21 protein-coding genes and 1 pseudogene are annotated in these 25,183 nt (G+C 55.7%); 12 read left to right on the plus strand and 10 right to left on the minus strand.

Annotated features, from left to right (window positions below; translation table 11 throughout):
• Positions 1–3 precede the first annotated feature (3 nt).
• Positions 4–885: a DMT family transporter gene (locus ACR0J4_RS04075; protein ID WP_170551861.1), complete on the plus strand. Its 882-nt coding sequence runs from the start codon at positions 4–6 to the stop codon at positions 883–885.
• Positions 882–1,745: a sugar kinase gene (locus tag ACR0J4_RS04080; protein WP_170551864.1), complete on the plus strand. Its 864-nt coding sequence runs from the start codon at positions 882–884 to the stop codon at positions 1,743–1,745. Before ACR0J4_RS04075 ends, ACR0J4_RS04080 begins: the two co-directional genes overlap by 4 nt.
• On the opposite strand, the gene ACR0J4_RS04085 is transcribed toward ACR0J4_RS04080, so the two are convergent.
• Entirely contained in the window at positions 1,732–2,928 is a 1,197-nt protein-coding gene (locus ACR0J4_RS04085; protein WP_170642387.1) for a mannitol dehydrogenase family protein, read from the minus strand. The genes ACR0J4_RS04080 and ACR0J4_RS04085 overlap by 14 nt on opposite strands.
• Positions 2,929–4,272, minus strand: coding sequence for a glucuronate isomerase (uxaC, locus tag ACR0J4_RS04090; protein ID WP_170642522.1), 1,344 nt, complete (start codon positions 4,270–4,272; stop codon positions 2,929–2,931).
• A 123-nt stretch (positions 4,273–4,395) separates the two neighbouring features.
• On the opposite strand from uxaC, the gene ACR0J4_RS04095 reads away from it, so the two are divergent.
• The 7 genes from ACR0J4_RS04095 (at position 4,396) to ACR0J4_RS04125 (ending at position 11,159) form a co-directional block, all read left to right on the plus strand.
• Positions 4,396–5,412, plus strand: a complete 1,017-nt coding sequence (locus ACR0J4_RS04095; RefSeq protein WP_170642389.1) for a Gfo/Idh/MocA family protein — start codon at positions 4,396–4,398, stop codon at positions 5,410–5,412.
• Positions 5,409–6,410, plus strand: coding sequence for a Gfo/Idh/MocA family protein (locus tag ACR0J4_RS04100; RefSeq protein ID WP_170642391.1), 1,002 nt, complete (start codon positions 5,409–5,411; stop codon positions 6,408–6,410). The genes ACR0J4_RS04095 and ACR0J4_RS04100 overlap by 4 nt, the downstream gene beginning before the upstream one ends.
• Complete coding sequence (locus ACR0J4_RS04105) at positions 6,407–7,459, plus strand: Gfo/Idh/MocA family protein (protein ID WP_170642393.1); 1,053 nt, start codon at positions 6,407–6,409, stop codon at positions 7,457–7,459. The genes ACR0J4_RS04100 and ACR0J4_RS04105 overlap by 4 nt, the downstream gene beginning before the upstream one ends.
• Positions 7,456–8,637, plus strand: a complete 1,182-nt coding sequence (uxuA, locus tag ACR0J4_RS04110) for a mannonate dehydratase (RefSeq protein ID WP_170642395.1) — start codon at positions 7,456–7,458, stop codon at positions 8,635–8,637. Before ACR0J4_RS04105 ends, uxuA begins: the two co-directional genes overlap by 4 nt.
• A 224-nt stretch (positions 8,638–8,861) precedes the next feature.
• Positions 8,862–9,752, plus strand: coding sequence for an NAD(P)-dependent oxidoreductase (locus ACR0J4_RS04115; protein WP_170642397.1), 891 nt, complete (start codon positions 8,862–8,864; stop codon positions 9,750–9,752).
• 11 nt (positions 9,753–9,763) lie between these two features.
• Positions 9,764–10,627 (plus strand): sugar phosphate isomerase/epimerase family protein, encoded by an 864-nt coding sequence (locus ACR0J4_RS04120; protein ID WP_170642399.1) that lies wholly within the window; start codon positions 9,764–9,766, stop codon positions 10,625–10,627.
• Positions 10,628–10,739: 112 nt separating this feature from the next.
• Positions 10,740–11,159, plus strand: a complete 420-nt coding sequence (locus ACR0J4_RS04125; protein WP_170642401.1) for a secondary thiamine-phosphate synthase enzyme YjbQ — start codon at positions 10,740–10,742, stop codon at positions 11,157–11,159.
• A 30-nt stretch (positions 11,160–11,189) separates the two neighbouring features.
• On the opposite strand, the gene ACR0J4_RS04130 is transcribed toward ACR0J4_RS04125, so the two are convergent.
• The 4 genes from ACR0J4_RS04130 to ACR0J4_RS04145 form a co-directional block, all read right to left on the minus strand.
• Positions 11,190–11,960, minus strand: a complete 771-nt coding sequence (locus ACR0J4_RS04130; protein WP_170642403.1) for an SDR family oxidoreductase — start codon at positions 11,958–11,960, stop codon at positions 11,190–11,192.
• Positions 11,957–12,997: an alcohol dehydrogenase catalytic domain-containing protein gene (locus ACR0J4_RS04135; RefSeq protein WP_170642405.1), complete on the minus strand. Its 1,041-nt coding sequence runs from the start codon at positions 12,995–12,997 to the stop codon at positions 11,957–11,959. The genes ACR0J4_RS04130 and ACR0J4_RS04135 overlap by 4 nt, the downstream gene beginning before the upstream one ends.
• The gene (locus tag ACR0J4_RS04140; protein WP_170642407.1) at positions 12,994–14,094 is read right to left on the minus strand and encodes a mandelate racemase/muconate lactonizing enzyme family protein; all 1,101 of its coding nucleotides are present in this window, start codon (positions 14,092–14,094) and stop codon (positions 12,994–12,996) included. Before ACR0J4_RS04140 ends, ACR0J4_RS04135 begins: the two co-directional genes overlap by 4 nt.
• A 123-nt stretch (positions 14,095–14,217) precedes the next feature.
• The gene (locus ACR0J4_RS04145; RefSeq protein ID WP_480668306.1) at positions 14,218–14,601 is read right to left on the minus strand and encodes a hypothetical protein; all 384 of its coding nucleotides are present in this window, start codon (positions 14,599–14,601) and stop codon (positions 14,218–14,220) included.
• Positions 14,602–14,947: 346 nt separating this feature from the next.
• On the opposite strand from ACR0J4_RS04145, the gene ACR0J4_RS04150 reads away from it, so the two are divergent.
• Genes ACR0J4_RS04150 through ACR0J4_RS04160 form a run of 3 tightly spaced genes read left to right on the plus strand, consistent with a single transcriptional unit; the run spans position 14,948 to position 17,996 of the window.
• The gene (locus ACR0J4_RS04150; protein ID WP_170642409.1) at positions 14,948–16,525 is read left to right on the plus strand and encodes a sensor histidine kinase; all 1,578 of its coding nucleotides are present in this window, start codon (positions 14,948–14,950) and stop codon (positions 16,523–16,525) included.
• Positions 16,526–16,527: 2 nt separating this feature from the next.
• Positions 16,528–16,899, plus strand: a complete 372-nt coding sequence (locus ACR0J4_RS04155) for a response regulator (RefSeq protein ID WP_170556514.1) — start codon at positions 16,528–16,530, stop codon at positions 16,897–16,899.
• An 8-nt stretch (positions 16,900–16,907) separates the two neighbouring features.
• Entirely contained in the window at positions 16,908–17,996 is a 1,089-nt protein-coding gene (locus ACR0J4_RS04160) for an adenylate/guanylate cyclase domain-containing response regulator (RefSeq protein WP_170642411.1), read from the plus strand.
• A gap of 133 nt (positions 17,997–18,129) precedes the next feature.
• Here the strand turns inward: ACR0J4_RS04160 and ACR0J4_RS04165 are convergent.
• From ACR0J4_RS04165 to ACR0J4_RS04180, 4 genes and pseudogenes are all read right to left on the minus strand, one after another.
• A pseudogene (locus ACR0J4_RS04165) lies at positions 18,130–18,774 on the minus strand (IS6 family transposase).
• A 341-nt stretch (positions 18,775–19,115) separates the two neighbouring features.
• On the minus strand, positions 19,116–20,492 hold the full coding sequence (locus ACR0J4_RS04170) for a hypothetical protein (RefSeq protein WP_170556512.1): 1,377 nt from the start codon (positions 20,490–20,492) through the stop codon (positions 19,116–19,118).
• A gap of 1 nt (position 20,493) precedes the next feature.
• On the minus strand, positions 20,494–23,319 hold the full coding sequence (locus ACR0J4_RS04175; protein ID WP_170642415.1) for a peroxidase family protein: 2,826 nt from the start codon (positions 23,317–23,319) through the stop codon (positions 20,494–20,496).
• A gap of 13 nt (positions 23,320–23,332) precedes the next feature.
• Positions 23,333–25,063: a thiamine pyrophosphate-binding protein gene (locus tag ACR0J4_RS04180; RefSeq protein ID WP_170642417.1), complete on the minus strand. Its 1,731-nt coding sequence runs from the start codon at positions 25,061–25,063 to the stop codon at positions 23,333–23,335.
• Positions 25,064–25,183 lie beyond the last annotated feature (120 nt).

A 25,183-nucleotide genomic window follows, 5' to 3' on the forward strand; every position in this document is an offset into this window, starting at 1 on the left:
TCGATGGCCGTCACCGCCAACCCCAATGCGGACCTGCCGCGCCTTGGCATCGTGCTGATGCTGACGGCGTGGCTGTTCTTTTCGCTGGTTGACCTTGGGGCCAAGTGGTTGGCATTGGCCGGCGTGCCGGCATTTCAGTTGGCGTTCATGCGCTATGCAGGGCACTTCGTGATCTCAGTAGGTGTGATCGCCAAGGGCGGGATTGAGGCCAGCCGTTTCAAGACCGACCATCCATGGCAGGTCATTAGCCGGGCCTTGCTGCTGATCTCGGCAACCGTTTTCAATTTTTATGCCCTGCGGTTTTTGCCTCTGACCGTCGTGTCGGCAATCATGTTCTCAAGCCCGGTCATCGTGTGCTTCCTGTCCGTTTTCGTGTTGAAGGAGAGAGTGGGACCATGGCGTTGGGCGGCTATCATTCTGGGCTTCCTAGGGGTGTTGGTTGTCGTGCGGCCGTTTGGTTCGGCCTTTCATCTGACCATGCTGCTGATCGTCTACAATGCCACCGCTTTGGCTTTGTACTCGATCATGACGCGCAGGCTTTCCGGGGTTGTTGCGGTGGACACCATGCAATTCTACCTCGGGCTTACTGGGACAGTGGTCCTGCTGCCCTTCGCCATCTGGTTTTGGGTCCAGCCGGAAAACACGTGGAGCCTAATAGTCCTGATCAGTCTTGGCGTCTTTGGCTGGTGCGGGCATCAACTGCTGACGAACGCGCATCGGTTCGGAACGGCGAACCAGTTGATGCCATTCACCTATTCGTTCCTGATCTACGTTGCGATCTGGGGCTACCTTTTCTTTGACACGGTACCGGACGCATTCACGTTGGCAGGGGCTGCGCTGATCATGGCCGCCGGGCTCATCATCTGGAAAAGAGAAAAGAAATGACGCGAATTGCCTGCATCGGTGAAGCAATGATCGAGTTGTCCATGCTAGAGACCGGCGCAAAGGTGGGCGTCGCGGGCGATACGCTGAACACGGCCATCTACATGCACCGCACCGCTCCGGATCTGCAGGTGGAGTATGTGACATGTTTGGGCGACGATCCATTCTCGGAGCGCATCGCCGGCTTTATTGCCAGTCATGGCATCAGGACATCTGGCATCCGCATCATTCCGAACGCCTCTCCGGGACTATACGCGATCACGACATCTGCGGACGGTGAACGCAGCTTTACCTATTGGCGCAGCGAGGCGGCCGCCCGCCAGCTTTTTGCTGATCACAACTTCAGCCTTCTGAACGGTTACGATGTGCTGTACTTGTCAGGGATTTCGGTGGCCATTCTTCCGCAATCTGTGAGGCTTGCGCTTCTGGATTGGCTCGAAGGCTCTTCAGTCAGGTTGGTCTATGACAGCAACTTTCGTCCTCGTCTTTGGGACAGCGTCGAACACGCCCGGCAGATCAACCAAAGGCTTTGGCAGCGTGCGGATATTGCCCTACCGTCCATTGACGACGAGATGGCGCTGTTCGGGGAAAGCGCAGATCAGGTGGCGGTACGATTTACCGATCATCACGGTGTCGGTGCCTTGAAACGCGGAGAGAACGGCCCTCTGTCCATCGGTCAGAACATTGACCAAACCTATGAACCTGCCAAAAGTGTGCTGGACACCACAGCGGCGGGCGACAGTTTCAACGGTGGGTACCTCGCGGCCTTGCTTACGGGAAAATCGCAGGCCGAGGCCCTGATGGTCGGACACAATCTGGCGTCCACCGTTGTTCAGTTCCGCGGCGCGATCATTCCCGGATAAGTGGCGCGAGATCCTCAGCTCCGACAAGGCCCAAAAGTGGTACTATCGGATCTGCCTGCTTGACGGCCGAGGCGATTTCCAACGCACAAGGATCGTTCAGCGCCTTACCTTTCGCAGTTTCGGAGATGCAATAGGAGATCCAGGCCCGAATCCCCGCAATCGCCGCCTGAGATCCGGTCTCACGGAGTGTGGGAACAAACCGATACGGCAGCTTCTGGCTGCCATCCATCGCGATTTGGTCCAGACGGTGCGCCAGCTCGGGGTTTTCAAAGCGCTGCAACAGAGCCTCGGCATAATCCGGAGCTTGTGCTTGTAGCGCTGCAGGCAGCGTTGCACCCGCGTCCTTCATCAACTCGGAAACCAGCGGACGTAAAACCGGGTCTCGAACCGCTTCGTGGACATAGGTCAGGCCCCGCTCCAACCCGGCATAAGCCAACAGGGAATGGGCCCCGTTCAGCATGCGCAGCTTTCGCACCTCGTGCGGAGCCACGTCATCGACCAGTTGCACGTTTGGCCAATCCGGATGCGGGCCTGCAAAACTATCTTCGATCACCCACTCCGAGAACGCCTCGGTCGGAACAGCCATAGGATCGCCGCTGATTGCGCGAACGGCGTCCGTGGTGGCCGGGGTGATCCGGTCGACCATCGCGTTAGGAAAGCGAACAGCATCCCAATCCATGTCCAGACCGGCTGCTTCCGCAAAATCGGCAACTGCCGTTTCGAGCGTTTTGCCGTTTTCCATGCGATTGTCGCAGCTTAGCACCGTTACTGGCTTGCGCCGTTCCGCAAGGCCAAAAGCCAGAAACCCGATCAGTGTCGCAGGCCCCTGCCCCGCCAGATCGGCGGCAATCGCCGGGTCCTGAAGGTTCAGATTGCCCGCGGCGTCCAAGTGGTAACCTTTCTCGGTGACGGTCGCCGAGATGATCTCGGCATCCGCCATCACATCGAAAATCGCTGCGCGATCATTGGGCGCGACCAGAACGTCACGCAGAGTTTTGATGCGCCGGACGCCCTGCCCCTGTACGCACAAATCGTACTCGAAACCTTGTCGGGCCAATCCATCCCGAACCGAGGATGAACGCAGGCTGACGCCGACAACGTCCCATCCCCCCGCTTGATCGGTGTAGTCCAGCAAATGCGCCCGGGCGAAGTTTCCAAGGCCGAAGTGAAGAATAGTACCCATCTAGCTTTGCAATCCGTAAACCTGTTTCGCCAGATCGACCGCAAGCAACCGTGCAAGATGCTCGGCACTGTCCCGACCGAAGTAACCACGCGCAACCTGCTCGGCCAGATGAATCGCAACACCCCGTCGCCACAGGTCGTGCCGTGCAGGAATGGACAGAAAAGCCCGCGTGTCGTCATTGAACCCGGCCAGATTATAATATCCGGCCGTTTCAACGACCTGATCGAAATACCGCGCAATCCCGGCTGGGCTGTCGTGGAACCACCAAGGCGGACCGATCCGAAGGCACGGCCAATGCCCCGCCATTGGCGCCAGTTCACGGGCATAGGTGCTTTCGTCCAATGTGAAGAGAATGATCCGCAGTTCCGGCGAATTTCCGACCCGGTTCAACAGCGCCTCAAGGCCCGTGACCCAATCCATCGCGATTGGGATGTCGGCCCCCTTGTCACGTCCGAAGTCCCGCATTACTGCGTCGTTCGTGTTGCGCTTGCTACCCGCATGTATCTGCATGGTCAGACCATCATCGACAGACATCTGCGCCATTTCGATCAGCATATGACCGTAGAACCGTCGAGCATCATGTTCAGTCCCGTCCTGCCGTCTCAGCCGTTGGTACAGCGCATCCGGGTCGTCCAGCCACTCAGTCTGCACGCGTTCGATACCGTGGTCGGTGGCCGTACAGCCCAGCTGGATGAAGTAAGCCCGCCGCATTCGCAGCGCATTGAGGTAGCCATCATAGCTGCCCAGATCGCAGCCTGTCAGCTCGGCCAACTTGTTCAGGTTTTGCAAGAACTCCGGGTCCGCCCCATCCAAAACCCCGTCTGGGCGGAACGTCGGAATAACCCGCCCGCCCCAAACGCTTTCACGGACATCCCGATGCTCCGCGAGGCCGCCGAGAGCGGAATCCGTGGTGGCCAGAACCTCAATTCCAAACTTGTCGAACAAAGCCCTCGGACGAAAATCGGGTTGCGCCAACTTTTCGGCGATCTTGTCGTAGATCAGATCTGCTGTGCGCGAAGACAACTCCTCAGACACGCCCAGCGTTTCATGCAGCACGTAGTTCATCCATATCCGGGACGGCGTTCCCAGAAACAGATGCCAGTGTTCGGCAAAGGTGCGAAAAACGGCGCGAGGATCCTTCTTTCGCCCCTCTTCCCCAACGCCAAGTTCGGACAAGGGTACGCCCTGCGAATAGAGCATACGGAACACGTAATGGTCGGGAACCACAAGCAGCTCTGCCGGGTTGGTAAACGGCGCATCGGTTGCAAACCACCCCGGATCGCAGTGACCATGCGGAGACACGATCGGGAGGTCCTTGATGCCCAGGTACAGGTCTTCTGCCATCCCATTCAAATTACCAGTCAATTCTGCCTCCGATGCTGCTGCCCGCAATTGTTAACACAGTTTTTAATGGTTGCATCTTTCCCGTTCGAACCCGCAGACTGAGAGGGTGATCCGGGGGAATGAATGAATATTGCGCTGATTGGTTTGGGGATGGTTTCGGGCACGCATGTCGCTGCCATTCAGGCATCGGAGCAAGGCCTCAATCTTGCCGGCGTCCTAGGGCGCAATCCTGAAAAAACAGCTGATTTCGCGCAGCGAAACGACACCCGCGCGTTCAGTTCGGTCGAGGAAATCGCAAACGACTCAAACGTCGACTTTGCGATCATTGCAACCCCGCCTGATCAGCGCACAGAGTTGGTTCGGGTTCTTTCGACCGCTTCGAAACCTATCCTGATGGAAAAGCCTATCGAAAGAACGCTGGACGCCGCGACAGCCATTGTCGAGCAGTGCGAGGTGTCTGGTGTGCCGCTGGGCATCGTCTTTCAGCACCGTGCCCGCGCCGCATCGCAGGCGCTGAAATCCTCCATTGAACAGGGGGAACTGGGCACGATCGCCACCGTGGAGATCCGTGTCCCCTGGTGGCGTGATCAGAGCTACTATGACGAGCCAGGTCGCGGCACTTATGCACGTGACGGAGGCGGTGTCATGATTTCGCAGGCAATCCATACGCTTGACCTCGCGATGTGGCTGCTGGGGCCGATCTCGGACATTCAAGCCATGATGAGAAAAACTCCGTTGCACGATCTCGAGGCCGAAGATTGGGCAGGTACACTCTTTGAAATGGATAGCGGCGCAGTGGGTACTTTGATGGCGACTACTGCCGAATATCCTGGGGCCGCTGAATCTATCACGATCCAGGGCACGCGCGCCAAGGCGCATCTGGAGTCAGGAGTCATGACCTTGACCACTTTGGATGGTCAGAAATCCAATGTTGGCGAAAGGTCCGCCACAGGCGGAGGGGCCGATCCCATGGCGTTCACCCATGCATGGCACCAGTCGGTCATCGAGGATTTCGCTGAGGCCGTTGCCGGTGGAACGCGGCCCATGGCAACCGGACGCAATGCCCTTTTGACCCACGCCGTCATCGACGCGATGCAGATCGCCAATCGAACCGGCCAGAAAACACGAGTCATCTCATGAGCCTGACCTGCGTCGCCCTTGGCCTGGACCACCGACATATCTATGGCATGACGGAAAACATGCGTAAAATCGGCGTGGACTGCGTTGGCTACTGGACACAAGGCGATCCGGAAACGCTGCCGGGCTACGTCAAAAGGTTTCCCGATATTCCGCGGCTGGCCCGACTGGAAGACGCCCTAACCAGTGGGGCGGATCTAGCGCTGATTTCCGCAATCCCGGCAGATAGAGCTGCCTTGACGATCCGGGCCATGCAAAACGGCATGGATGTCATGACCGACAAGCCAGGCTGCACGACGTTCGAACAACTCGACCAGATCAAGCGAACAGTCAAGGACACCGGCCGCATCTGGTCGGTGAATTTTTCCGAACGGTTTGAAACGCCCGTCAGCACCCGAGCGGCCGAGTTGGTCGAGGCCGGTGCCATCGGGCGCGTGATCCAGACGGTCGGACTTGGCCCCCACCGATTGAACCGGGCAACCCGGCCCGAATGGTTTTTTCAGCGTGAACGCTATGGCGGCATTCTGACCGACATCGCCTCGCATCAGATCGATCAGTTCTTGCACTACACAGGTTCGGAATCCGCAGAAATCACAAACGCTTATGTGGCAAACTACGCAAACCCCAACGATCCCGGATTGCAGGATTTTGGCGAGGTCAATCTACGAAGCGAGAATGGCACCGGGTACATCCGGGTTGACTGGTATACACCGGATGCACTGCCAAACTGGGGGGATGGTCGTCTGACGATCCTTGGCACCGAAGGCTATATCGAATTGCGGAAATACGTTGATGTGGGTGGGGCCTCAGGGGCGGACCATCTGATCCTCGTCAATGGTGAAACCTGCCAAAAGATCGACGCATCTGACGCCGGCCTTCCCTACTTTTCGCGCCTCGCCGATGACATCCGCAACCGGACGGAAACCGCGATGACGCAGACCCACTGCTTTACGGTCATGGAATTGGCACTGCACGCGCAGGAAATGGCGGAACGCGGATGATCAACGTTGCGATCCTTGGCGCAGGTATCGGTGCGCAACATCTGAGCGCACTGGAACGGCTTGACCGCGACTTCCGCGTAGCCGCTGTGGTCGACCAGAATACGGACCGGATCGAACGGATTCGACAGAACTCGGATTTTCGATCTCTCACCAACATTCAGGACGCACTGGATGATCCGGCGATTGATGTCATCGACATCTGCCTGCCGCCCCATCTGCATGTACCGACCACCCTTGCCGCACTGGCCGCAGGAAAACACGTTGTCTGCGAAAAGCCTCTTGCGACCTCGATGCAGGATGTGGATCGGATCACGGCAGCCGCCCACAGCGCGGGCAAGCATGTGTTTCCGGTTTTTCAATACCGGTGGGGTCCGTCACTGGCCCAATTGCGCCACCTGCAACGCGCAGGCCTGACCGGAGCGGTCCAAACCGCCGCGCTTGAAACTCATTGGTCCCGAGGGGCAGATTACTACGCGGTTCCGTGGCGGGGAACATGGGCCGGTGAACGCGGCGGCGCAGTGCTTGGCCATGCCATCCACAACCATGATCTGCTGACTCATATTGCGGGTGATATCGCTTGGGTGTCCGCAATGGCTACAACGCGGGTCAACCCGATCGAGACCGAAGATTGCGCAGCGATCTGCTTTGGCATGACTTCCGGAGCATTGTGCACAAGCAATATCACACTAGGCGCCGCCACGGACGAAACCCGCCTGCGGTTCGTCTTTGAAAAGGTGACCGCCACCTCAGGCACGGAACCCTATGCCCCGGGTCAAACGCCCTGGACATTCGTTGCGCGGGACCCGGTGGATCAAGCCGCTATCGACGAGGCTCTTGCAGCCGCCGCTGCCGAGCCAACAGGTTTCGAAGGGTTCTTTACCGAAGTCGGCAAGGCGCTGCGGTCCGAGGCAAATTCGGCCGTTACGCTGCGGGACGGCGCTGCATCCATCGGCCTTGTGACGGCGATCTATCACGCGGCGCGTACCGGGCAGCGTGTTGCCCTTTCCATCAAGCCCGATCACCCGCTGTATGAAGGATGGCTGCCATGAAACAATGCTGGCGTTGGTTCGGACCCGATGATCCGATCGCTCTGGCCGATCTCCATCAAGTCGGAGTTCAGGGCATCGTTACTGCGTTGCATCACGTCCCGCCGGGACAGCCTTGGGACGAACCGAGCATCGCCGATCGGCAGGCCGTTCTGGCCGCTGCCGGGTACAGTTGGGACGTTGTCGAAAGCCTGCCCGTCTCCGAAGCGATCAAGACGCAATCCATAGACATGACCGAACATCTGCAGGCATATAAATCCAGCCTCAGGGCTCTATCCGCCCGTGGCATCAAAGTCATTTGCTACAACTTCATGCCAATCCTGGATTGGACGCGCACCGCCCTTCGCGCCCCGCAGCCGCATGGCGGAACGGCCATGCTGTTCGACCTAACCGATTTTGCCGCTTTCGACATTTATATTCTCGAACGTCCGGGCGCGACCGAAGACTATTCCAGCGATGTCCAGCAAACGGCCAGGGATCGCTTCTTGCGCATGTCGGATGAATCCAAGGCCCAATTGCAACACAATGTCACTGCGGGGCTGCCCGGCGCCAACGATCAGTGGAGCGTGCAGGACGTGCGCGCTTTGTTGCAGACATATGCACATATCGACCGTGACCGGCTTCGCGCAAACCTGATTGACTTCCTGTCTGAGGTCGCCCCAGTCGCCCAAGAACTGGATTTGCGCTTGTGCTGTCATCCGGATGATCCGCCGTTCTCGTTGCTCGGTCTGCCGCGGATCATGTCCAGCACCGATGACTACGGCGCCGTTCTGCATGCGGTTGATTTGCTGGCGAACGGCGCAACCTTGTGTACCGGATCGCTGGGAGTGTCCCCTGAATTCGACGGGCCGGATTTCGTGCGTAGGCATGGCGACCGGATTCACTTTGTTCACTTGCGGAATACCCAACGCATCGCCGGATCAGACAGCCAGAAGCCGGATTTCTTTGAGGCCCCGCATCTGGAGGGCGACACCGACATGGTCGGCACCATTCGCGAGTTGATGAACGAACAACGACGCCGCAAATCCCAAGGGCGGAGCGACTGGCAAATTCCGATGCGGCCCGACCACGGACAAGAACTGCTGAGCGATCTGGGCGGACACAGCACTCCCGGCTATCCGCTGATCGGACGAATGCGCGGGCTGGCAGAACTACGCGGCATAATGGCGGCATTCTCGTAACGCGTCGGATCAGACAGTTTCTTTCCGCCCGCAACACTTCTTTCCTTGCCTGAGCGCCGCATTCTTCGTTTACTTACGGTACGTAAACGGGCAGCGGGGTGTCTTCCGGACTCGCCCGACGTCTGCTCAAGACGCGTGAAACTCCCGCGAAAACCGATGCGATTGGGCATCATTTTTCGAAACGTCTGCCATACGGAAATGGCGGAAAAACGGGAGGTTTCTAAATGAAAACAGCAGGCGTAGTCGGTCTTGGCGACATGGGCAGCGGCCTTGCCAAAAACCTGATCAAGAATGGCTTTGAAACATCCGGTTTCGACCTGAGCGAGACGCGCATGACGGCATTTACCGACATGGGCGGCTTGACCAAGGAAAGCGTGGGACAAGTCGGCCGTCGCGCCACCGCTGTGTTTGTCATGGTGATGAATGGAGATCAGGCCCGCGATGTCATTCTGGGTGAAGATGGCCTAGTTGCGAACATGGCCAAAGGCGGAACGGTCATCCTGTCGGCGACCATTACCCCGGCCGAAGCAAGCGCTATCGGGCAAGACATGGAGGGTTCGGGCATCCACCTGATCGACACCCCGGTTTCGGGTGGTTTTCCCGGCGCGCAGAACGGCACATTGACGATGATGGCTGCCGGAGCTTCGGATGTGCTGGACCGAAACGCCGAAGTCATGCAGGCAGTGTCGGCAACCATTCATCGGGTCGGAGAAAACGCAGGCGACGGGCAAACCGTGAAAGCCTGCCTACAATCCCTTATCGGATCGATCTTTTCCGCCACGTTCGAGGCTGCGGCTCTCGCGGCCAAAGCCGGTGTCAACGGTCAGGCATTGCTTGATGTGTTCTCGTCCTCTAGCGCTGGGTGCGGCGTCGTGAATACCGCCCTTGAAAACATCATTGATCGCAAGTTCGAAGCCACCGGCAGTCATATCGCAACCATGCATAAGGATCTGACGATCTCTCTGGCACTGGCCGGTGCGTTGGGCGTTCCCATGCATACTGCCTCGTCCGCAATGCAGATCTTTCACGCCGGAAAAACCAAATACCCGAACGGCGACAACTGGGTATGTACCCGCGTCATCGAAGAGATCGTTGGCGCTGAATTGCATCGCTGAGGGGACCGGACATGAAATTAGGTGTAATTTGCGACGGCATTTCCCGCGATCTGCGGCATGCCGTGGACGTAATGGACGAATTCGGTCTGGACTATGCGGAGCTTCAGTTCGTTGGCGATACGGAGGTCGGGGACCATTCCCCGCAGGAAATTGCCGAGATAGACGCGCTCTTGCGCGACCGGGGCAAACCTGTGTCGTGTCTGTCGCGCCATATCTTTGCAGGGATGACAGCTGCCAACAGACCCGGCGACGACCTGCACACTCGGCACATGGACGCTTTGAAACGCGTGATTGACATGGCTCATGTTGTTGGGTCTCCGCTCGTTCGGATCATGACGCAACGAAAGGAGCAGATACTCTGGGGACAAAACGGCGCCGAGAAGTGGAACGTGGCGCATGGGGTATGGGACTCGATGCCGCCGCTGGTCGCGCCGGCGGTTGAACTGGCAAGAGCTGAGGGCGTGACTCTCGTCGTGGAAACGGGAAACGGTACGCTGGTCAATTCCAACTATACAGCCCGCAAACTGATCGACGAGTTAGACGCAAAAGACAGTTTGAAAGTGCTGTGGGACCCGGGAAACAACTGCTGGTGCCATGAACTGGCATACCCGGACGGTTATGAAGAACTGCGTGGCGGCTACTTGGGTCACATTCACATCAAGGACGTAAAGGTCGACACGCCGAGGGCGACGCTGGAAGTGCGCCGTATGGGGGAAGGTCAGCTTGCGCCTCTGTTCCAACCCATCGCGGACGCGCTCAGATCGGACGGCTTTGATGGCGTCATTTCCTTCGAGAGTGTTTATCACCCCGGCAACGGAAACTTCGAAGAAGGTTTTCGTCTGTGTGTGGACAAGTTCAAAAGTCTGTTTGCATAAGGGCACAGTCAATATGCGTTCAAAATCATATACTTGAACCCCGCTACTGAACGCCAAGCGGAGTGTAGAAAGCTGGGCGCGTTCGCCTTAAATCAAAAAAGGGGCCAGCTGGATGAAGCAAGAGTTTTTCGACCTGTCCATTGAAACGCCCGGCAAATCCATCACCGACATCAGCGGGATGGTTCAGTGTGCAGTGTCCGAACATGAATTTGTCTCGGGCCTGCTGACCCTTTGGTGCGTCCACACGGGTGCTGCGCTGTTGGTGCAGGCAAATGCTGATCCCGAGGTTGTCAAGGATATCGAGACGTTCTTCGAAAAACTCGTACCCAAGTCACCAGGCAAGTATCACCACCGTCCGACCGAGGACGACAACGCTCCGTCGCATCTGCGGGCGCTGTTGACGCAAACTCAGATATCCATCCCGGTCGAACAGGGACAGCTTCCGCTGGGCCGCGTTCAAAGCCTATACCTGTTCGAACATCGGGAAGCAGCCAAGACACGCCGATTGAAGGTGCACTACATCGGGACATGAGACTTTGGATTAAATGGGGCGTTGGCAGTGCTACCGCCCCATCCAGCCCCCGTCGACTACAAGGATTTCACCGTTGACGAAGTCAGACGCGGCAGAGGCCAGAAAGACCACCGGTCCGGCAAAATCATCAGGCGTACCCCAACGGCCTTGGGGTGTTCGTTCGAGGATCGACTTCGACCGGACCGGATCATCCCGCAGGGCTTGGGTATTGTCGGTCGCGATATAGCCAGGCGCGATCGCATTCACATTCACGCCCTTCCCAGCCCATTCGTTGGCCAAGGCCTTGGTCAGCTGTCCAATCCCACCTTTCGAGGCCGCGTAACCCGGCACAGTAATGCCGCCCTGAAATGTCAGCAGCGATGCAGTGAAGATGATCTTCCCAGAGCCGCGCACCAGCATGTCCTTGCCAATCTCGCGAGACAGAACGAACTGCGAGGACAGGTTGACCTCAATCACTTCGTCCCACCAGTCGTCCGGGTGTTCGGCGGCGGGTTTGCGTTTGATTGTGCCAGCATTGTTGACAAGGATATCAGGGGTTTGCCCGTCGGCCCTCAACTGTTCAACGAACCCATGCAGCGCGGCGCGATCCGAGAAGTCGCATTGGTAAGCCCGGAACTTGCGCCCGATCGCAGTCACGGCTTTTTCGACATCCGACCCGGACAGCTCGAGCGAGGCGGACACTCCGATGATATCGGCTCCGGCCGATGCCAATGCCTCGGCCATGCCCCGCCCAATACCGCTTTTGCACCCTGTCACAAGAGCCGTCTTTCCCGTCAGGTCGAAACTTTGCAAAACACTCATGAACGGGGTCCTACTTCGATCAGGCTTTTCATTGCGGTTGGACTGCTATCCAGTGCTTCAAACGCGGCTTGAATGTCTGCCAGACGGCTGATGTCAGTAATCACGACATCCGCGTCTACTCCGCCCGAGGCGACAACTGCGATGGCTTTCTCGTAATCCTCTGGCTCATAGACCCGAGCACCGATCAGTTGCAGCTCTCGCCAGAAGAACTGGAACAGGTCGATCTGGGGCTTTTGAGCATGGATCGCGACCATCACGATCCGAGCCCGCGTCGCGGCAACGGCGGTCATCGCATCAACACCGGGCTGCGTTCCCGACACCTCGAAAACCACATCCGCACCTTTGTCGCCCGTGCGCGCGTTGATTGTGGACACCAGATCGGTTTCGGTTGGGTTGATCGTGTCAAAGCCAAGTTTTTCAGCAATCGCAAGACGGTTCGGGTTCACTTCGGAAATCACGACATTTCCACCCGCATCCCGCGCAACCATAGCAACCAGAATGCCGATCGGGCCTCCGCCAATGACGACAACGTCCTCTCCTGTTTGCAAGCCGGACAGCCGCACATCGTGGCAGGCAACAGCGACCGGCTCGATCAGCGCCGCGTGATCCATGCGCAAGTCATCCGGCAGAACGTGCAAAGTGTGGGCTGGAACGGTCCAGATCTCTTGCATGGCGCCATCGGTGTCGAGGCCGAGAAACTTGAGGTTCTGACAGACATGCTGATGCCCACGTTTGCAAGCGGGGCATTCTCCGCAGTGATCAAGCGGTCGGACAACGACCTTCTGGCCGGGTTCAACCGTATCGACGCCCTCGCCCACCGCTTCGACGACACCTGACATCTCATGCCCAATCACCCGGTTCAGGCCGACACGGGCATCCATGTTGCCGTGGTAGACGTGCATATCCGTCCCGCAAATCCCGCAATAGGCAACGCGAATGGCAGCCTCGCCGGGACCCGGATCCGTCGCTTGGGCTTGCTCTACAGCAAAGCTCTTATCGCCCCTGTAGTATGCCGCAGAGATCGTCTGGGTCGTCATATATGCATCTCCCTGTGTTCCGCATTCAGTTTGTCCCAGTCGAATTCCACTCCGGTCCCCGGGGTATCCGGGGCCACGGCCAGACAGTCTTCCACAACCAGCGGACGGGTCGTGTATTGGTCTATCGGGAATGAGTGTACTTCTAGCCAGCCTGAGTTAGGTTGCGCGGCAACAAGGCTGACGTGCAGCTCCTGCATCCCATGGCTGCAAACCGGAATGCCGTGCTGTGCGCTCAGCGCGGCCACGCGCAGCCAGCCGGTGATCCCACCGCAGTTTGAGGCATCGGGTTGGATGAAACTCAGCTTCGCGTCATCAAAGGCGTATTCGAATTCGTGAATGGTGTGCAGGTTTTCACCCATGGCGAGGGGAACGCCCGTCGCTTCGACAATTCGGCCATAACCTTTGTAGTCGTCTGGAATAGTCGGTTCCTCGAACCACAAAATATCGCAGTCGGCAAACCCTCTGGCAGCCACGATGGCCTGTTCGACGGTCATAGAGTAATTCGCATCGACCATGAAGAACCGGTCCGGCCCCAGCATCTCGCGCACTGCCCGGGCACGTGCAAGATCGTCGGCCAAGTCTGGTTGACCGACCTTGATCTTGACCGCGTTGAACCCGCGCGCAAGGTAGCCTTCGGTCTGCCGCAGCAGTTTCTCTAGCGAGAAATTCAGGTCGATCCCGCCGGCATAGGCCTTGCACCGTTTAGACGCTCCGCCCGCCATCTGCCACAATGGCGCATTCTGCGTTCTGCCGCGAATGTCCCACAATGCAATATCCACGGCTGAGATGGCAAACGAGGCGATCCCGCCCCGCGCGACGTAGTGCACATGCCACTGCATGGCGTCGTACAGGCTTTCGATCTGTTCAGCGTCTTGTCCTACGAGGAACGGTGCCAGGTCATGTTGGATCATCGCCAGAATGGCATGACCACCCTTGCCCCCCGTATAGGTATACCCGACCCCCTCGACTCCATCCGAGGTTTGAATGGTGACTGTGATCAACTGAAAAAACGTGTGATCCCCATGTTTGGCATCGACCAAGACCTCTGCGAGCGGAACGTTGAACAGCCGCGCTGAAACACTTTCTATGCGATTCATGAACCCAAGACCTTCTGCTGCCTGGCAATAACCCGAGACTTTAAAAGGATGACCGCAAATAGAAAGCCTCCGCGTACTACCATCTGCCCGTGGGCACTGAAACTGATGGTACCCTGGCCGTTTTCAAAGTTTGGAACGTTGAAGACCAACGGCAGCGCACCGGCCATCGTCACAGGGATCGAACCCATCCCACCCGTCAAGAAAGTGCCGCCCACCTCGACGGACGCGATGGCCGACAATTCCCATCCGATGCCCTCTAAGGGTTGTCCGGCTCCAAAACCCGAGGCCAGAAAGACTCCGGCGAGCCCCCGGCAGCGCAACCTGAATTGCGTTTGGGCTGAGATACGTCGCAACAACCGACGTAAAGGCCGCAACGGATCCGGCCGACAGATCACTCCTCCCAGTCATGATCACGAAACATATGCCCAGCGCGATCGCAATGAACATCGCGTTGTAGTTCAGCAAACACGAGAAACTGTAGGCGCTGTCAAAGTTTACATGGCGCATCAGCCCGAACAGGATCCAAGCTAGCAGTGCGATCCAAACCGTCACCGAGGCCGAATTGCGCCAAAGGTACTGTCAGACGCATATTGAGTGACATCGACCTCACCCCAAAAGTGGCAGCCAGATGCGGAAACACCGCAGCTTTGTGCGGTGTACTTGCCAATAGCGGGAATTCATATTGGTAGAAGGAAGTGCCGGCAACGAGCCGGAGGGTCCATTCACAAGACGCTATTACCCGTAAGCATAACTATTCAACTTGCCCGAGCTTCTTCAATGATTTTGTGATCTGGCATTTCTGATGCATAATTAATCAATTGCACATCCGATCAATACTGTCGGGACCGATTGCATGACTGCCGAAACTTCTGATTTCGTGAAAGCCGTAGATAGCGCAAATGTAACCTCTACCAATTCGCCCAGCGGGTTTCACATCAAGATAAGAACCAAGTTGCTCGTCGCGCTACTTGGTATTGTCGGGTTAATGCTAATACTGGCGTTCACCGGGCTATCTGAGTTGCGCAAAGCGAACCTTCGAACTGCTGAGTTGCTTCAAGATCAGGTACGGCTATCAAATCTAAAGGTGTTTGAAAGCAGTCTCCAAGAAATCTGGTTGAATGGAACAGCAATTTTTGCCGAGACTGGAGGCAACACCATGCTTGGCGACAGTGCAGGCTTCTTTAAAGATAAGCTGCATGTTATTCAGTCGCTTGGCCATCTCATTGAGACTAGGGATAAGCCGGATCTCAGCCTTTTTTCGAAGGATGAAATCGCTGATGTGTCGCGAAAGACTCAAGAAATAAAACGAATAGGACTTGATATCGTTGAGCGATATGAAGCTGGGCAGATTGTAGTTGCCAAATCAATGTTCGAGTTGCAGCTGGTCCCAATAATTAAGTCTGTGGACAATCTGATTGAGAAACGATACCTGCTTTTGCGCGATGGTATGCGCTCGAAAGCTTTGATTAACCAAAACGCATTTGATCAATCGTGGCGAATGGTGCTTGCTTCGGCTGGGATTGCAGTCGTTATTGCGATTTTGCTTGGCTTCCTGCTCAGTAAATCTTTGATCCGCACGATAGAGCAAATCCGTGTCACGTTACGAAAAGTTGCTCAAGGCGACTTTACCGCCCGAGCCAATATCAAGAGCACCGACGAGCTCGGAGATCTCGCCCGCAGCGCCAATCGTATGACAGCGCGTTTGGGCACGTTGTACGATGAGCTTGAGACTGCGAACCTGCACAAGTCGCAATTTCTCGCCAATATGAGCCATGAATTGCGAACTCCGATGAATTCGATCCTCGGATACACCGAAATGATCCGGGATGGAATTTATGGTCCGGTGCCCAAAAAAATCGACGATCCACTGCATCGGGTTCAAGTGAACGGCAAAATGCTACTGTCATTGATCAACGATGTTTTGGATATTTCGAAGATTGAAGCCGGAGCACTCGAACTGACACTGGACACATATTCGATGTCTGAGATCCTCAAAGACGTTGTTTCCACGGTTGAGCCTATAGCAGCGAGCAAGGGACTAGAAATCCGCACCAAAGTAGAAGGCGGACTCCCCACTGGGCGTGGCGACGCGGGTCGTATTAGACAGGTCTTACTTAACATCGTCGGAAATGCGGTAAAGTTCACTGACAAGGGTTACGTCGAAATAAACTTGGCGCGTCGTGATCAACGGTTTGTAGTAACCGTAACTGATACGGGAGTTGGAATTTCCGCAGAGCAAATTGATGAGGTTTTCAAAGAATTCAAGCAAGCTGACGCCTCGTCTACGCGTGCTGCCGGGGGTACTGGCCTCGGTCTGTCTATCTCTCAAAAGATCGTAGAAATGCACGGTGGGCGAATTGAAGTCGCCAGCAGCCTTGGCAACGGTTCGACTTTCACTGTTGTACTCCCCGTCCAGGCCACGAGGAGCTGAGCATGTCGAAAAGAATACTTGTCATAGAAGACCAGGCTGACAACAGACGCATACTCCGAGACCTTCTAGGCAGTCACGGCTTCGAAGTGCTGGAGGCCGAAAACGGAGCGCAAGGTGTAGACCGAGCGATTGCTGAAAAGCCCGATCTAATCTTGATGGATATCCAGATGCCAGAATTAGACGGTTACGATGCCACCCGCCAGATAAAGAAGCATCCAATAGGCGCGAACATACCAATCATCGCGGTAACATCCTTTGCTTTGTCTGGCGACGAAACAAAAGCACGGGAAGCCGGATGTGATGACTATGTTACCAAGCCCTACAGTCCGCGTGCTCTGTTGGCCAAAGTCATTACCTTTGTTGGACAGGTCTGAATGAAAAAATGAAAGACCCACCACTCATTTTGATTGTCGATGACCAGCAGGACAATCGCAACCTGCTGACAATGCGACTTAGCGCGCATGGTTATAGTACTGCCGAGGCCGTAGATGGCGAAGACGCTATAGAAAAAGCTACTGATTTGTCGCCCGACTTGATCTTGCTAGACGTAATGATGCCTAAGCTGGACGGTTTCGAAGTCTGTCGAAGATTGAGAATGGATCCCATACTCCCCTTTATTCCGGTGGTTCTGGTAACAGCTCGTTCGAACACTGAAGATGTGGTGCAAGGGCTTGAGGCTGGTGCAAATGACTATCTCACCAAACCAGTTGACACAATTGCACTCATTGCTCGTGTACGTTCCATGCTCCGAACAAAAGCTTTGCATGACGAAGTGCAGAGCTGGAACAAGGAACTCGAAAAACGAGTAAATCAACAGATTGGTCAGATTGAGCGGTTCAATCGTTTGCGCCGCTTTCTACCAAGGCAAGTGGCAGAAGAAATTATTTCGGTTGGTGATGACAGCGCTATTCTTAAGAACCGAAGAGCGGACATCGTCGTTTTGTTTGCGGATCTAAGGGGATTCTCGGCCTTTACGGAAGCTTCTAATCCTCAAGTAGTGCTGGAAGCCCTCAACGTATTTCACAATTGCGCTGGACCACTGATTGAACGACACCAGGGCACACTTGAACGTTTCTTGGGCGACGGCATCGTTGTTCTGTTTAATGCCCCGCTGCGGGCACGCGATCCTACAGGCCAGGCTGCCACCTTTGCGAGCGAGCTGCATGTTGCGGTCGCAAACGCGCTTGGACCCTTTCAAAAGGAGGGATCGAGCTTGGGTCTCGGGATCGGTATCGCCAAGGGTGAAACCACTATTGGCTGTATCGGATTTGAAGGCCGGTTTGACTATGCGGCCATTGGAGAAGTGCCAAATCTTGCAGCTCGCCTATGTGAGCACGCGCGCGCTGCCGAAACACTAGTCGATGCGTCGGTTGTCGAAGCGTTAGGAACATCCAAGAAAACACGATTTTTGAGGGATCAAGAATTCAAAGGACTAACCGGAACGGTTCCTGTGTTTCAGCTTCTCAGCTAAGGTACTGTCAACTAATTTGAACCAGCGTCAGCTAGGCTGATAAAGCTGCCGTCTATTCCAATCAACGAGGAACACTCGAAGGTGCCGTCAGACAAATTCTAACTAGTCTCAGCTAGGCCAGTAGCGCTGCCCTTTATGCCGCACTGAGTTCGCGCCACTCTGCGAGAGCGGCGGCTCGAGTCAGCTTGAAGGTGTCTCGGCTGGCTAGCGATCTTTCTTGGTTGAAATGGTTGTAGACCGAGGAATGGACGGGGGCGAGCTTCTGCAAACTTCGCATACGCTTAAAACGCTGCATCGCGCGTTCTCTTCGTCGGAATGGCAGGTGCGAGTTCTCAACGCGATTGTTGAGCCACCTACCCGTCCTTTCTTTTTCGGTAGCGCCAAGCTCTCTGAGAGCGGCCCGGTACGATGCGAAGCGATCCGTGACGACGGTTTCCGACTTACCGTGTCGCTTCGTCAGTGTCTTGAGGAATTTCAGCGCTGCAGCTTTGTTTCGGCGTTTGGTGACAACGGCTTCCACCACCTCACCTTCTTGATCAACAGCACGCCAAAGATAGTGCCGCTTGCCATTCACCTTCACAAAAACCTCATCCACGTGCCACTTCCATTTGAAGTATGCTCTCATTTACCGAACACGCTTTCTTCGGATTTCAGCAGCAAATATCGGGCCAAACCTGTTCCACCAATATCGGACAGTTTCGTGCCTCACGTCGATGCCTCGCTCGTGCAACAAGTCTTCGACATTCCGAAGCGAAAGCGGGAAACGGATGTATGGCATCACTGCAAGGCGGATGATCTCGGGACTGGTTTTGAAATACTTGAAAGGCGATAATCTTTTCAAAATCGGAGGCTACGCAACACCCCTGCCCCGCTCAACCCAAGTTCCTCTGACAAGGCCATGGCAGCCTTTCTAAGAAATCAAGTTGAAACCTATTGGAGGACTAAATCTCTGAGAACAAAAACCGAATTTGCGTGTTCGTCAATTAGGCCTCATAGTTTGCTACACATCCCCAATATTTGAGGGCACGGTGACAGCAGGGCTCGATTTGCTAGTGTGAGTTTGCAACGGCTCCGAGGTACTCACCAATGTAAAGTCAAATTCAAGACTGGTTTTCCAATTCAGCTCGGCCAATTCAGGTCGTGAGCGCGTTGGGCGGATGTTAGGCCGTTCTGGAAATAAGCGTCGTAGTATTCGTTCTCGACCCGATGCGTTTGAAGCCAAACACCAGGTGCGTGAACTGCTTCGCAATGAGCCGGGAATCGCCCGTGTGTTTCGTAAACGTACGTACAGATATCGCGGGCGCATTCGATTATGTCCTGCTCGTATTCACCCGCTTCTTCCAGATACTTGGCACCAAAATCGCCCTTGTAGATTTGGTTGAACAGCGCGTCGTTCTTGTAAATACCGTCGGAACCGAACTTGCCTTCAACAACTGCATCAACTGCCTCGGACATAGACGAATAATAAGGCGGACATTTACCCTTGATCAGGTGCTCTCCATGATGGCGCAATCCCACCGCATGGGCACGGACATGCTTCATCGCCGCAACCGGCAAAGTATGCCAGCGTAGCAGATCCATCAGTCGCCATTTGGGTGTCACATAGTCAAACCCCAACATCGTACCGAATCTGTCGCTGAACTTCGGATCGCCCATCAGAACCGGTGGAGATATCGCGGCGTGAATCCAGCCGCCCAGACCCAGAGCCTCGGTCACAAGAAACAAGTTTTGCACCAGTAGATCAGCCTCGATCTGTGTGCGCATTTGGCCCAAGATTCCCAGCGGAATCTTGATATCCGGGTTCAGAAAACCCCTGTCGATCCACTTTTTGACACCAGCGGGCCGATAAAAATTTCGGTCATCCACGATGACTGGCCGCGCCTTGTCAGGCTGCGTTAGAATGTACATCAACGCGTTAATGTATTGGTGAGATAGATCCACAACCGGGAAGAAAATGGTCGAACCCGGAGTGTTTGACAAAAAGCGATTCGAATCGAGGTAAGCCGGAAAATCACGCATCCCTTCGGGCACGTCAACACGCCGGTCCAGAATTTGCACTTTTGCCTGTTCTGCACGCAGGATCAATACCTCGGGCGTCCAGCTTTCGGTCCCACCTTCAAGAGGTTCAAGCCTGCGCAGAAAGTAGGTACCACTGTCATTAATCATAAAGAAATGCGTACCTTGTGCATTGTCCGGGCTACCAGCGGTGCGCCCCTCCATCACAAGGTTCGGCTTCGACATGATCGGATCGCCGCTTTCGTCGTCGAAAAACGGCCGGTCAGGCATGGTCAGGCCCGTAACGCCGGTTGCGGCAATCAGGATCGCCTCTTGCAGCGGTGAAAGTGGCGAGCGCTCATTCTGAGATTCCCAACTGAGCGAACCGGCGACTACATTCGAACCGCGGCTGACACGCTTGGTTCTGCGGTTCCACAACGTCTGCGCCAGCGGGGCATTCAGAAAGGCGTTCAGCCCATTTTGAACTTTGTCCTTCGGCATTTCATTCCCCCTCAACCACATTCCAGGGCGCAAAGGCCGTCGCATTCTTTGGCAGAACTGTTGCAAACTCGGGGAAATGCCGCAGCAAAACGGATTTCATACCGTTTTTCGCCACCCACTCCATCCCAAGCGGCGTATAGATTTCCGGTCGAAAGTCTGTGGTCAAAAAGCGGTCCGACTGCAACCTGCGCGACGCCATTAGGATAAAGACACGAAACGCCGTGTCCGAGAATCCGAATCCGTCAGGCGGGGTTTCTCCCAACAGGCCAATCACCGTATCGACCTTGTCGATATCGCCATAGAGATCCTTTAGTATTTGATTGGTCTCGGGGTTGGCCGTCAGGTCATCCCAGTTGGTAACACGAGGCATGTGCAGCCCTTCGCGGAAAGCGTTGTATCGTGGTACGTGACGGGCGCGCGTGCGGACGATGTCTACCACCGATAAATCGATCAGCTCATCAAAACGTTCGAGGTTTTGTAGGGATTTCGGAAAGTTGTGCAATGTGATCGCACCGGGATGGGCAATACCCTGAGAATAAAGACAATCGCGCAGGCCAAGCTCTCGCAATTGCTCGTCAGTCTCTTCGCCCTGAATCTCCAGAAAGCCACGGCGCGCTTTTTCCTTGCCGGATTGAAAATCATAGAAAATGTAGTCGTCCGGAATTAATGGATGCATTCGGTAAACCGTCGCAAATTCTTCCGTCAGGGCGTAGCGCCCGGAGTGGTGATCAGGCTCAGTTTCCGGGATACCTTTAAGCGCGTGAACGTCAGTCAACCAGATGCCCAAGCGCGTCAACCACGACTTAGGCGGGCCGTGCCAGTTGGTGTTCATTCCAATATCCAGCGCTTCGGTGCCAAGTATGGCTGGCGTCCATTCGACCGTGTGGATCTTCGCGATCAGCGCCGACACGATGAGGCGGGCGGTCTGATACACCCGTTCTTCGTCCATGTTGGGGTATTCGCGCTGCAACTCGTCACAAAGAACATTGTGCTCTCGGGCAAACAACGTGTGCAGGGTCGACAGCCCCAGCCACCAACTTTCGTTAAAGCCGGTCAGCTCAAATCCCTTCACATTCAAAGGCAGGTAGCCGTCTTTGGTCAGCTTTAGCTTGGGTCCGTTACGAAGTTTTTTCGCGGCCTCGGAATTGACGCCATAAACTTGCGAGCCATCCCACCAATGAGAGTTCTCGTTTGCAAACAGGATCGGATCATCTGCCCCCTCTTTCGGGATGTTTCCGGCGATGCGCATATTACGTTCCGGCTCTCCGTCCGGGCGGTTCTTCCAATCAGGGTAGCCATCTGGGACAGGAACGACGTCATCATCCTCGCCCAGTTTGCGCCGCTCGTGCGATATCCAGTCATGGACTTGAAACTGAATCCACGAGGCCGCCAGGATGTTCAGGATTTTGGCGGGGATAAAGGCCTGTCTGTCCATCAGCTTCCGGGCTACCTCAATTGGGTTGGGGCTGCCGTCTGGCTGGGCCTGCGGTGGCATGTTTCTGCCAAAGGTTGCGCCCGCCGCACCCATCGTCGGATCCGACAGATCGTTATATGTGCCGTCATGAGTGCGGTAAACGCGATATTCGGGGGCAGGTTCGGGCGGCACCGCGCGCGCGCTTGGCACGGTTTCTTCCGGATCGGTGTCAATGAGATTCTTTTGCCTCAAATCATACCTGAGCGCGTCGAGGTTGAGTAGCTGAACCAAAAGAAACGGAATTTTGTGCCACGGGATTCTGCGGTTAACGGCGCGCAGTACGGATCGCGCGGCCGTTCCGAATATTCTATTTTGAATTGGAGGCGGTGCGGCCTTGAACCGTTTGCCCTGCCGGTGCGAGGCAGATGCGTCATAAGCTGCTTTGCGCGCGCGGTTCAAGTTTCCCAAAGGACGGAACTCTTCCGCTGTATTCCACGGATTGAACCCCAGTAGCTCAATTTTCAGCGCCTCGGCTAGGGCCTGCGGTGACGACAGATCGCGCTGAGGCATTACCAATTCCGCCACCTTTATAGGCGGGCTGACCCGTTCGTCCCATTCATGCGCCGCGTCTTCGATAGGAGTTTGATCCTCTGAAACAAACCGCTGAACGAACAGGTCAAACACCACATCACCATCTGCCTGACGAGTGGCGTATTCTGAAGACAGACGCGACGCGCCAGAGTGGGTGCCCTTCACCCCCGGCGCATCCGGTGCCGGTTTGAAAACGTATCGCACCGCTTCGTTTCCCCAGGCAATGGCCCCGCGGCTCCAGTAGCTTTCCAACGCTACGCTGTCACATTCCCTGAGTGCGGTCCGCACGTTGTCAAGCATCCGGCGTGTTTCAGAGAAGCCCAGAACAAAGCACAGGCGCACCAACCCCACTAGCTTTGACAACCTCCCACCGGACACCGCATGTGCGAAGACCACGAACTGGCGAGCATTGCGCGCGTGGGGAACAGGAAAATTCGTGGCCAGTAAGTCATGGTCAACGCCGTCAGCGTCGCGAACGCGTACTGCCAATCCACGCAGGTCTTTTTCTTCATCGGATTGGGTTTGCGACGATGCGTTGGAAATCCGCACCATCGCTGGATACCGTTTGCCGGGTGTCGCGAAACCCACCTCAAGGTCCTCTGGCAGGTCGTCGACAAACCTCAATTCAGCGCCTTCAAATGCGGCGATTGCCTTTTTATGAAAGGCGCGCTCGACCTTGGGCGCTTTGCCAGCCTTTGCAGACTTCTGCTGTGCTGCCATCATCAGTTCGGCAAGCTGTTTTGTCTCTTTCAACTCTGCCTCGGGCGAGCCTCCGACATACACTTCGCGCCATTTTCGCAGGGAATCCGAGCTACCGTCCATGGTGGCCTCCTGTCTACAATCCGAACCTTGAACGAATGCCTTGCCAGATCGCGGCCAGCACACCTTCGGGATGGGGTGAATAATTCGGCAACGCCAGACGTGTAATCCGCGCGTCAATGAGGGTCGGTTTGCCGCTTGCCAGAGCCGCCGCAAACGCCTTCTCGAACTCGTCGAGTTTGTTGACCACGTATCCATCTGCGCCACAGGCTCGGGCGTAGGCGGCGTAGTCCGGATTATCGAATTCGACGAGCCCTGTCTTGAAGAAAGCAGACAGCTGATACAGCTTGATCAGCTTGAATTCGCAGTCGTTGAAAATGACCCAAACCACTGGAATGTTGTATTGCACGGCCGTCATCAATTCGAACCCGGTCATCAGGTAAGAACCATCACCAACAGCAGCTACGACCGAACGATTCATCTCGGCATACTTTACACCGATCGCTCCGCACACCCCGATCCCCATCGGACCATAGGTTCCGGGTTTTCTGAAATTCTGGCCTTCCTTCAACTCAAGATAGTAGCCTGCCCAGGCCGCATGTGCGCCCGCGTCTGCCAACACAACACCGCCCGGCGGCAGCATTTGCGAAATCTTTTGAACCATTTCGCCCGGATGCAGCTGCTTTTGCGGGGAAATGATGAAGCGTTCATCGTAATCCTTGGGCCGATAATCCCGTTCCGGCACAGGACCTACCGAGGCGTCTAGACGATCATACAGACCTTGCAAGGTCTGTTTCGCATCCCCCAAAACGACGTGATCAGTTTTGTAGAACTTGTCAAACTCACCTGCGTCAATGTTGACGTGAAGCAGGGTCTTGTTTTCGAACAATCTGTCGAAAAAATCGAATGTCGCATGTTGCGCAAATGAGTTGCCGACCGCAAGCACCACATCCGCGTCGTCGAAAAGATCCCACGCTGCCTTGTGCCCTGAATCACAATAGAGCCCTATAGCCAATGGGTTTTCCTCGGCTACGATCCCTTTTCCATCCATTGTCGTCAGCAACGGTATCTGAAACCGCTCGATGAAAGCCTTGGTGACATCATTGGCTCCGGCCAGGATCGCCCCAAATCCGGCAAGCATCACGACTTTTTTCTCAGCTTTGATCGCCTGTTCCAAAACGCTCGCAGCACGATCCAGCGAAGCCGGATCAGGCGTCACACCTATCTGCGGCATGCGCAGAGGCCTGAAGTTGGACACTTCGATCTTGGGGTCGGTTATGTCCTCTGCGACGGCAACATGTACTGGGCCAGGACGACCTTCAAATGCGATGTCGATGGCTTTTTGCAACGTATCGATCAAGTCATCGGGGTCGGTTACAAGAAAATCTGCCGGTTCGCCGGACTGCGGGTCTTTTTTTGTGGCAGCACGAAACATCATCCGCGAATCCGGAGTGCGGGCAAGGCCAGAGGTTTCGTTCAATCCCCCCCTTCCCTGCCATGCCACCGTCGAATACCCGCTGATCGCCAACAAAGGATAGCTGTCGGTCAAAGCCACGCACATGCCTGAAATAAGGTTGAACGCACCCGGACCGGCAGTGGCAAAACACACGCCTAGATTTCCGGTAAACATCGCATGACCGCAGGCCATGAACGACGCTCCCTGTTCATTTTTGGCTACGATGGGTCTGATCTTTTCCGATGCGTCGAGCGCAAGCATCAAACCGGCTGCATTTTCGCCGGCACCGCCATAAGCGGCGTCTACCCCAATGGTTTCAAGCGCGGCGACAACCGCTTCGTAAACACGCATTCAATACCACCCAATAAACTTTCAACAATATGCTGCGATCATAGCAGAAATTGTCTTTTTAAGAAACAGAGCGCCCGTAAACTCGTGCATAGGTGGCAGGCAAGATACTAATTCCGGCAG

Source organism: Ruegeria sp. B10, from assembly GCF_056539825.1.

What these genes read in the sequence shown, in the direction of transcription:
- ACR0J4_RS04075 (WP_170551861.1), top strand. Translation starts at nt 4, where the DNA reads ATGGCCGTCACCGCCAACCCCAATGCGGACCTGCCGCGCCTTGGCATC.
- ACR0J4_RS04080 (WP_170551864.1), top strand. Translation starts at nt 882, where the DNA reads ATGACGCGAATTGCCTGCATCGGTGAAGCAATGATCGAGTTGTCCATG.
- ACR0J4_RS04085 (WP_170642387.1), bottom strand. Translation starts at nt 2,928, where the DNA reads ATGGGTACTATTCTTCACTTCGGCCTTGGAAACTTCGCCCGGGCGCAT.
- uxaC (WP_170642522.1), bottom strand. Translation starts at nt 4,272, where the DNA reads ATGGCAGAAGACCTGTACCTGGGCATCAAGGACCTCCCGATCGTGTCT.
- ACR0J4_RS04095 (WP_170642389.1), top strand. Translation starts at nt 4,396, where the DNA reads ATGAATATTGCGCTGATTGGTTTGGGGATGGTTTCGGGCACGCATGTC.
- ACR0J4_RS04100 (WP_170642391.1), top strand. Translation starts at nt 5,409, where the DNA reads ATGAGCCTGACCTGCGTCGCCCTTGGCCTGGACCACCGACATATCTAT.
- ACR0J4_RS04105 (WP_170642393.1), top strand. Translation starts at nt 6,407, where the DNA reads ATGATCAACGTTGCGATCCTTGGCGCAGGTATCGGTGCGCAACATCTG.
- uxuA (WP_170642395.1), top strand. Translation starts at nt 7,456, where the DNA reads ATGAAACAATGCTGGCGTTGGTTCGGACCCGATGATCCGATCGCTCTG.
- ACR0J4_RS04115 (WP_170642397.1), top strand. Translation starts at nt 8,862, where the DNA reads ATGAAAACAGCAGGCGTAGTCGGTCTTGGCGACATGGGCAGCGGCCTT.
- ACR0J4_RS04120 (WP_170642399.1), top strand. Translation starts at nt 9,764, where the DNA reads ATGAAATTAGGTGTAATTTGCGACGGCATTTCCCGCGATCTGCGGCAT.
- ACR0J4_RS04125 (WP_170642401.1), top strand. Translation starts at nt 10,740, where the DNA reads ATGAAGCAAGAGTTTTTCGACCTGTCCATTGAAACGCCCGGCAAATCC.
- ACR0J4_RS04130 (WP_170642403.1), bottom strand. Translation starts at nt 11,960, where the DNA reads ATGAGTGTTTTGCAAAGTTTCGACCTGACGGGAAAGACGGCTCTTGTG.
- ACR0J4_RS04135 (WP_170642405.1), bottom strand. Translation starts at nt 12,997, where the DNA reads ATGACGACCCAGACGATCTCTGCGGCATACTACAGGGGCGATAAGAGC.
- ACR0J4_RS04140 (WP_170642407.1), bottom strand. Translation starts at nt 14,094, where the DNA reads ATGAATCGCATAGAAAGTGTTTCAGCGCGGCTGTTCAACGTTCCGCTC.
- ACR0J4_RS04145 (WP_480668306.1), bottom strand. Translation starts at nt 14,601, where the DNA reads ATGCGCCATGTAAACTTTGACAGCGCCTACAGTTTCTCGTGTTTGCTG.
- ACR0J4_RS04150 (WP_170642409.1), top strand. Translation starts at nt 14,948, where the DNA reads ATGACTGCCGAAACTTCTGATTTCGTGAAAGCCGTAGATAGCGCAAAT.
- ACR0J4_RS04155 (WP_170556514.1), top strand. Translation starts at nt 16,528, where the DNA reads ATGTCGAAAAGAATACTTGTCATAGAAGACCAGGCTGACAACAGACGC.
- ACR0J4_RS04160 (WP_170642411.1), top strand. Translation starts at nt 16,908, where the DNA reads ATGAAAGACCCACCACTCATTTTGATTGTCGATGACCAGCAGGACAAT.
- ACR0J4_RS04170 (WP_170556512.1), bottom strand. Translation starts at nt 20,492, where the DNA reads ATGCCGAAGGACAAAGTTCAAAATGGGCTGAACGCCTTTCTGAATGCC.
- ACR0J4_RS04175 (WP_170642415.1), bottom strand. Translation starts at nt 23,319, where the DNA reads ATGGACGGTAGCTCGGATTCCCTGCGAAAATGGCGCGAAGTGTATGTC.
- ACR0J4_RS04180 (WP_170642417.1), bottom strand. Translation starts at nt 25,063, where the DNA reads ATGCGTGTTTACGAAGCGGTTGTCGCCGCGCTTGAAACCATTGGGGTA.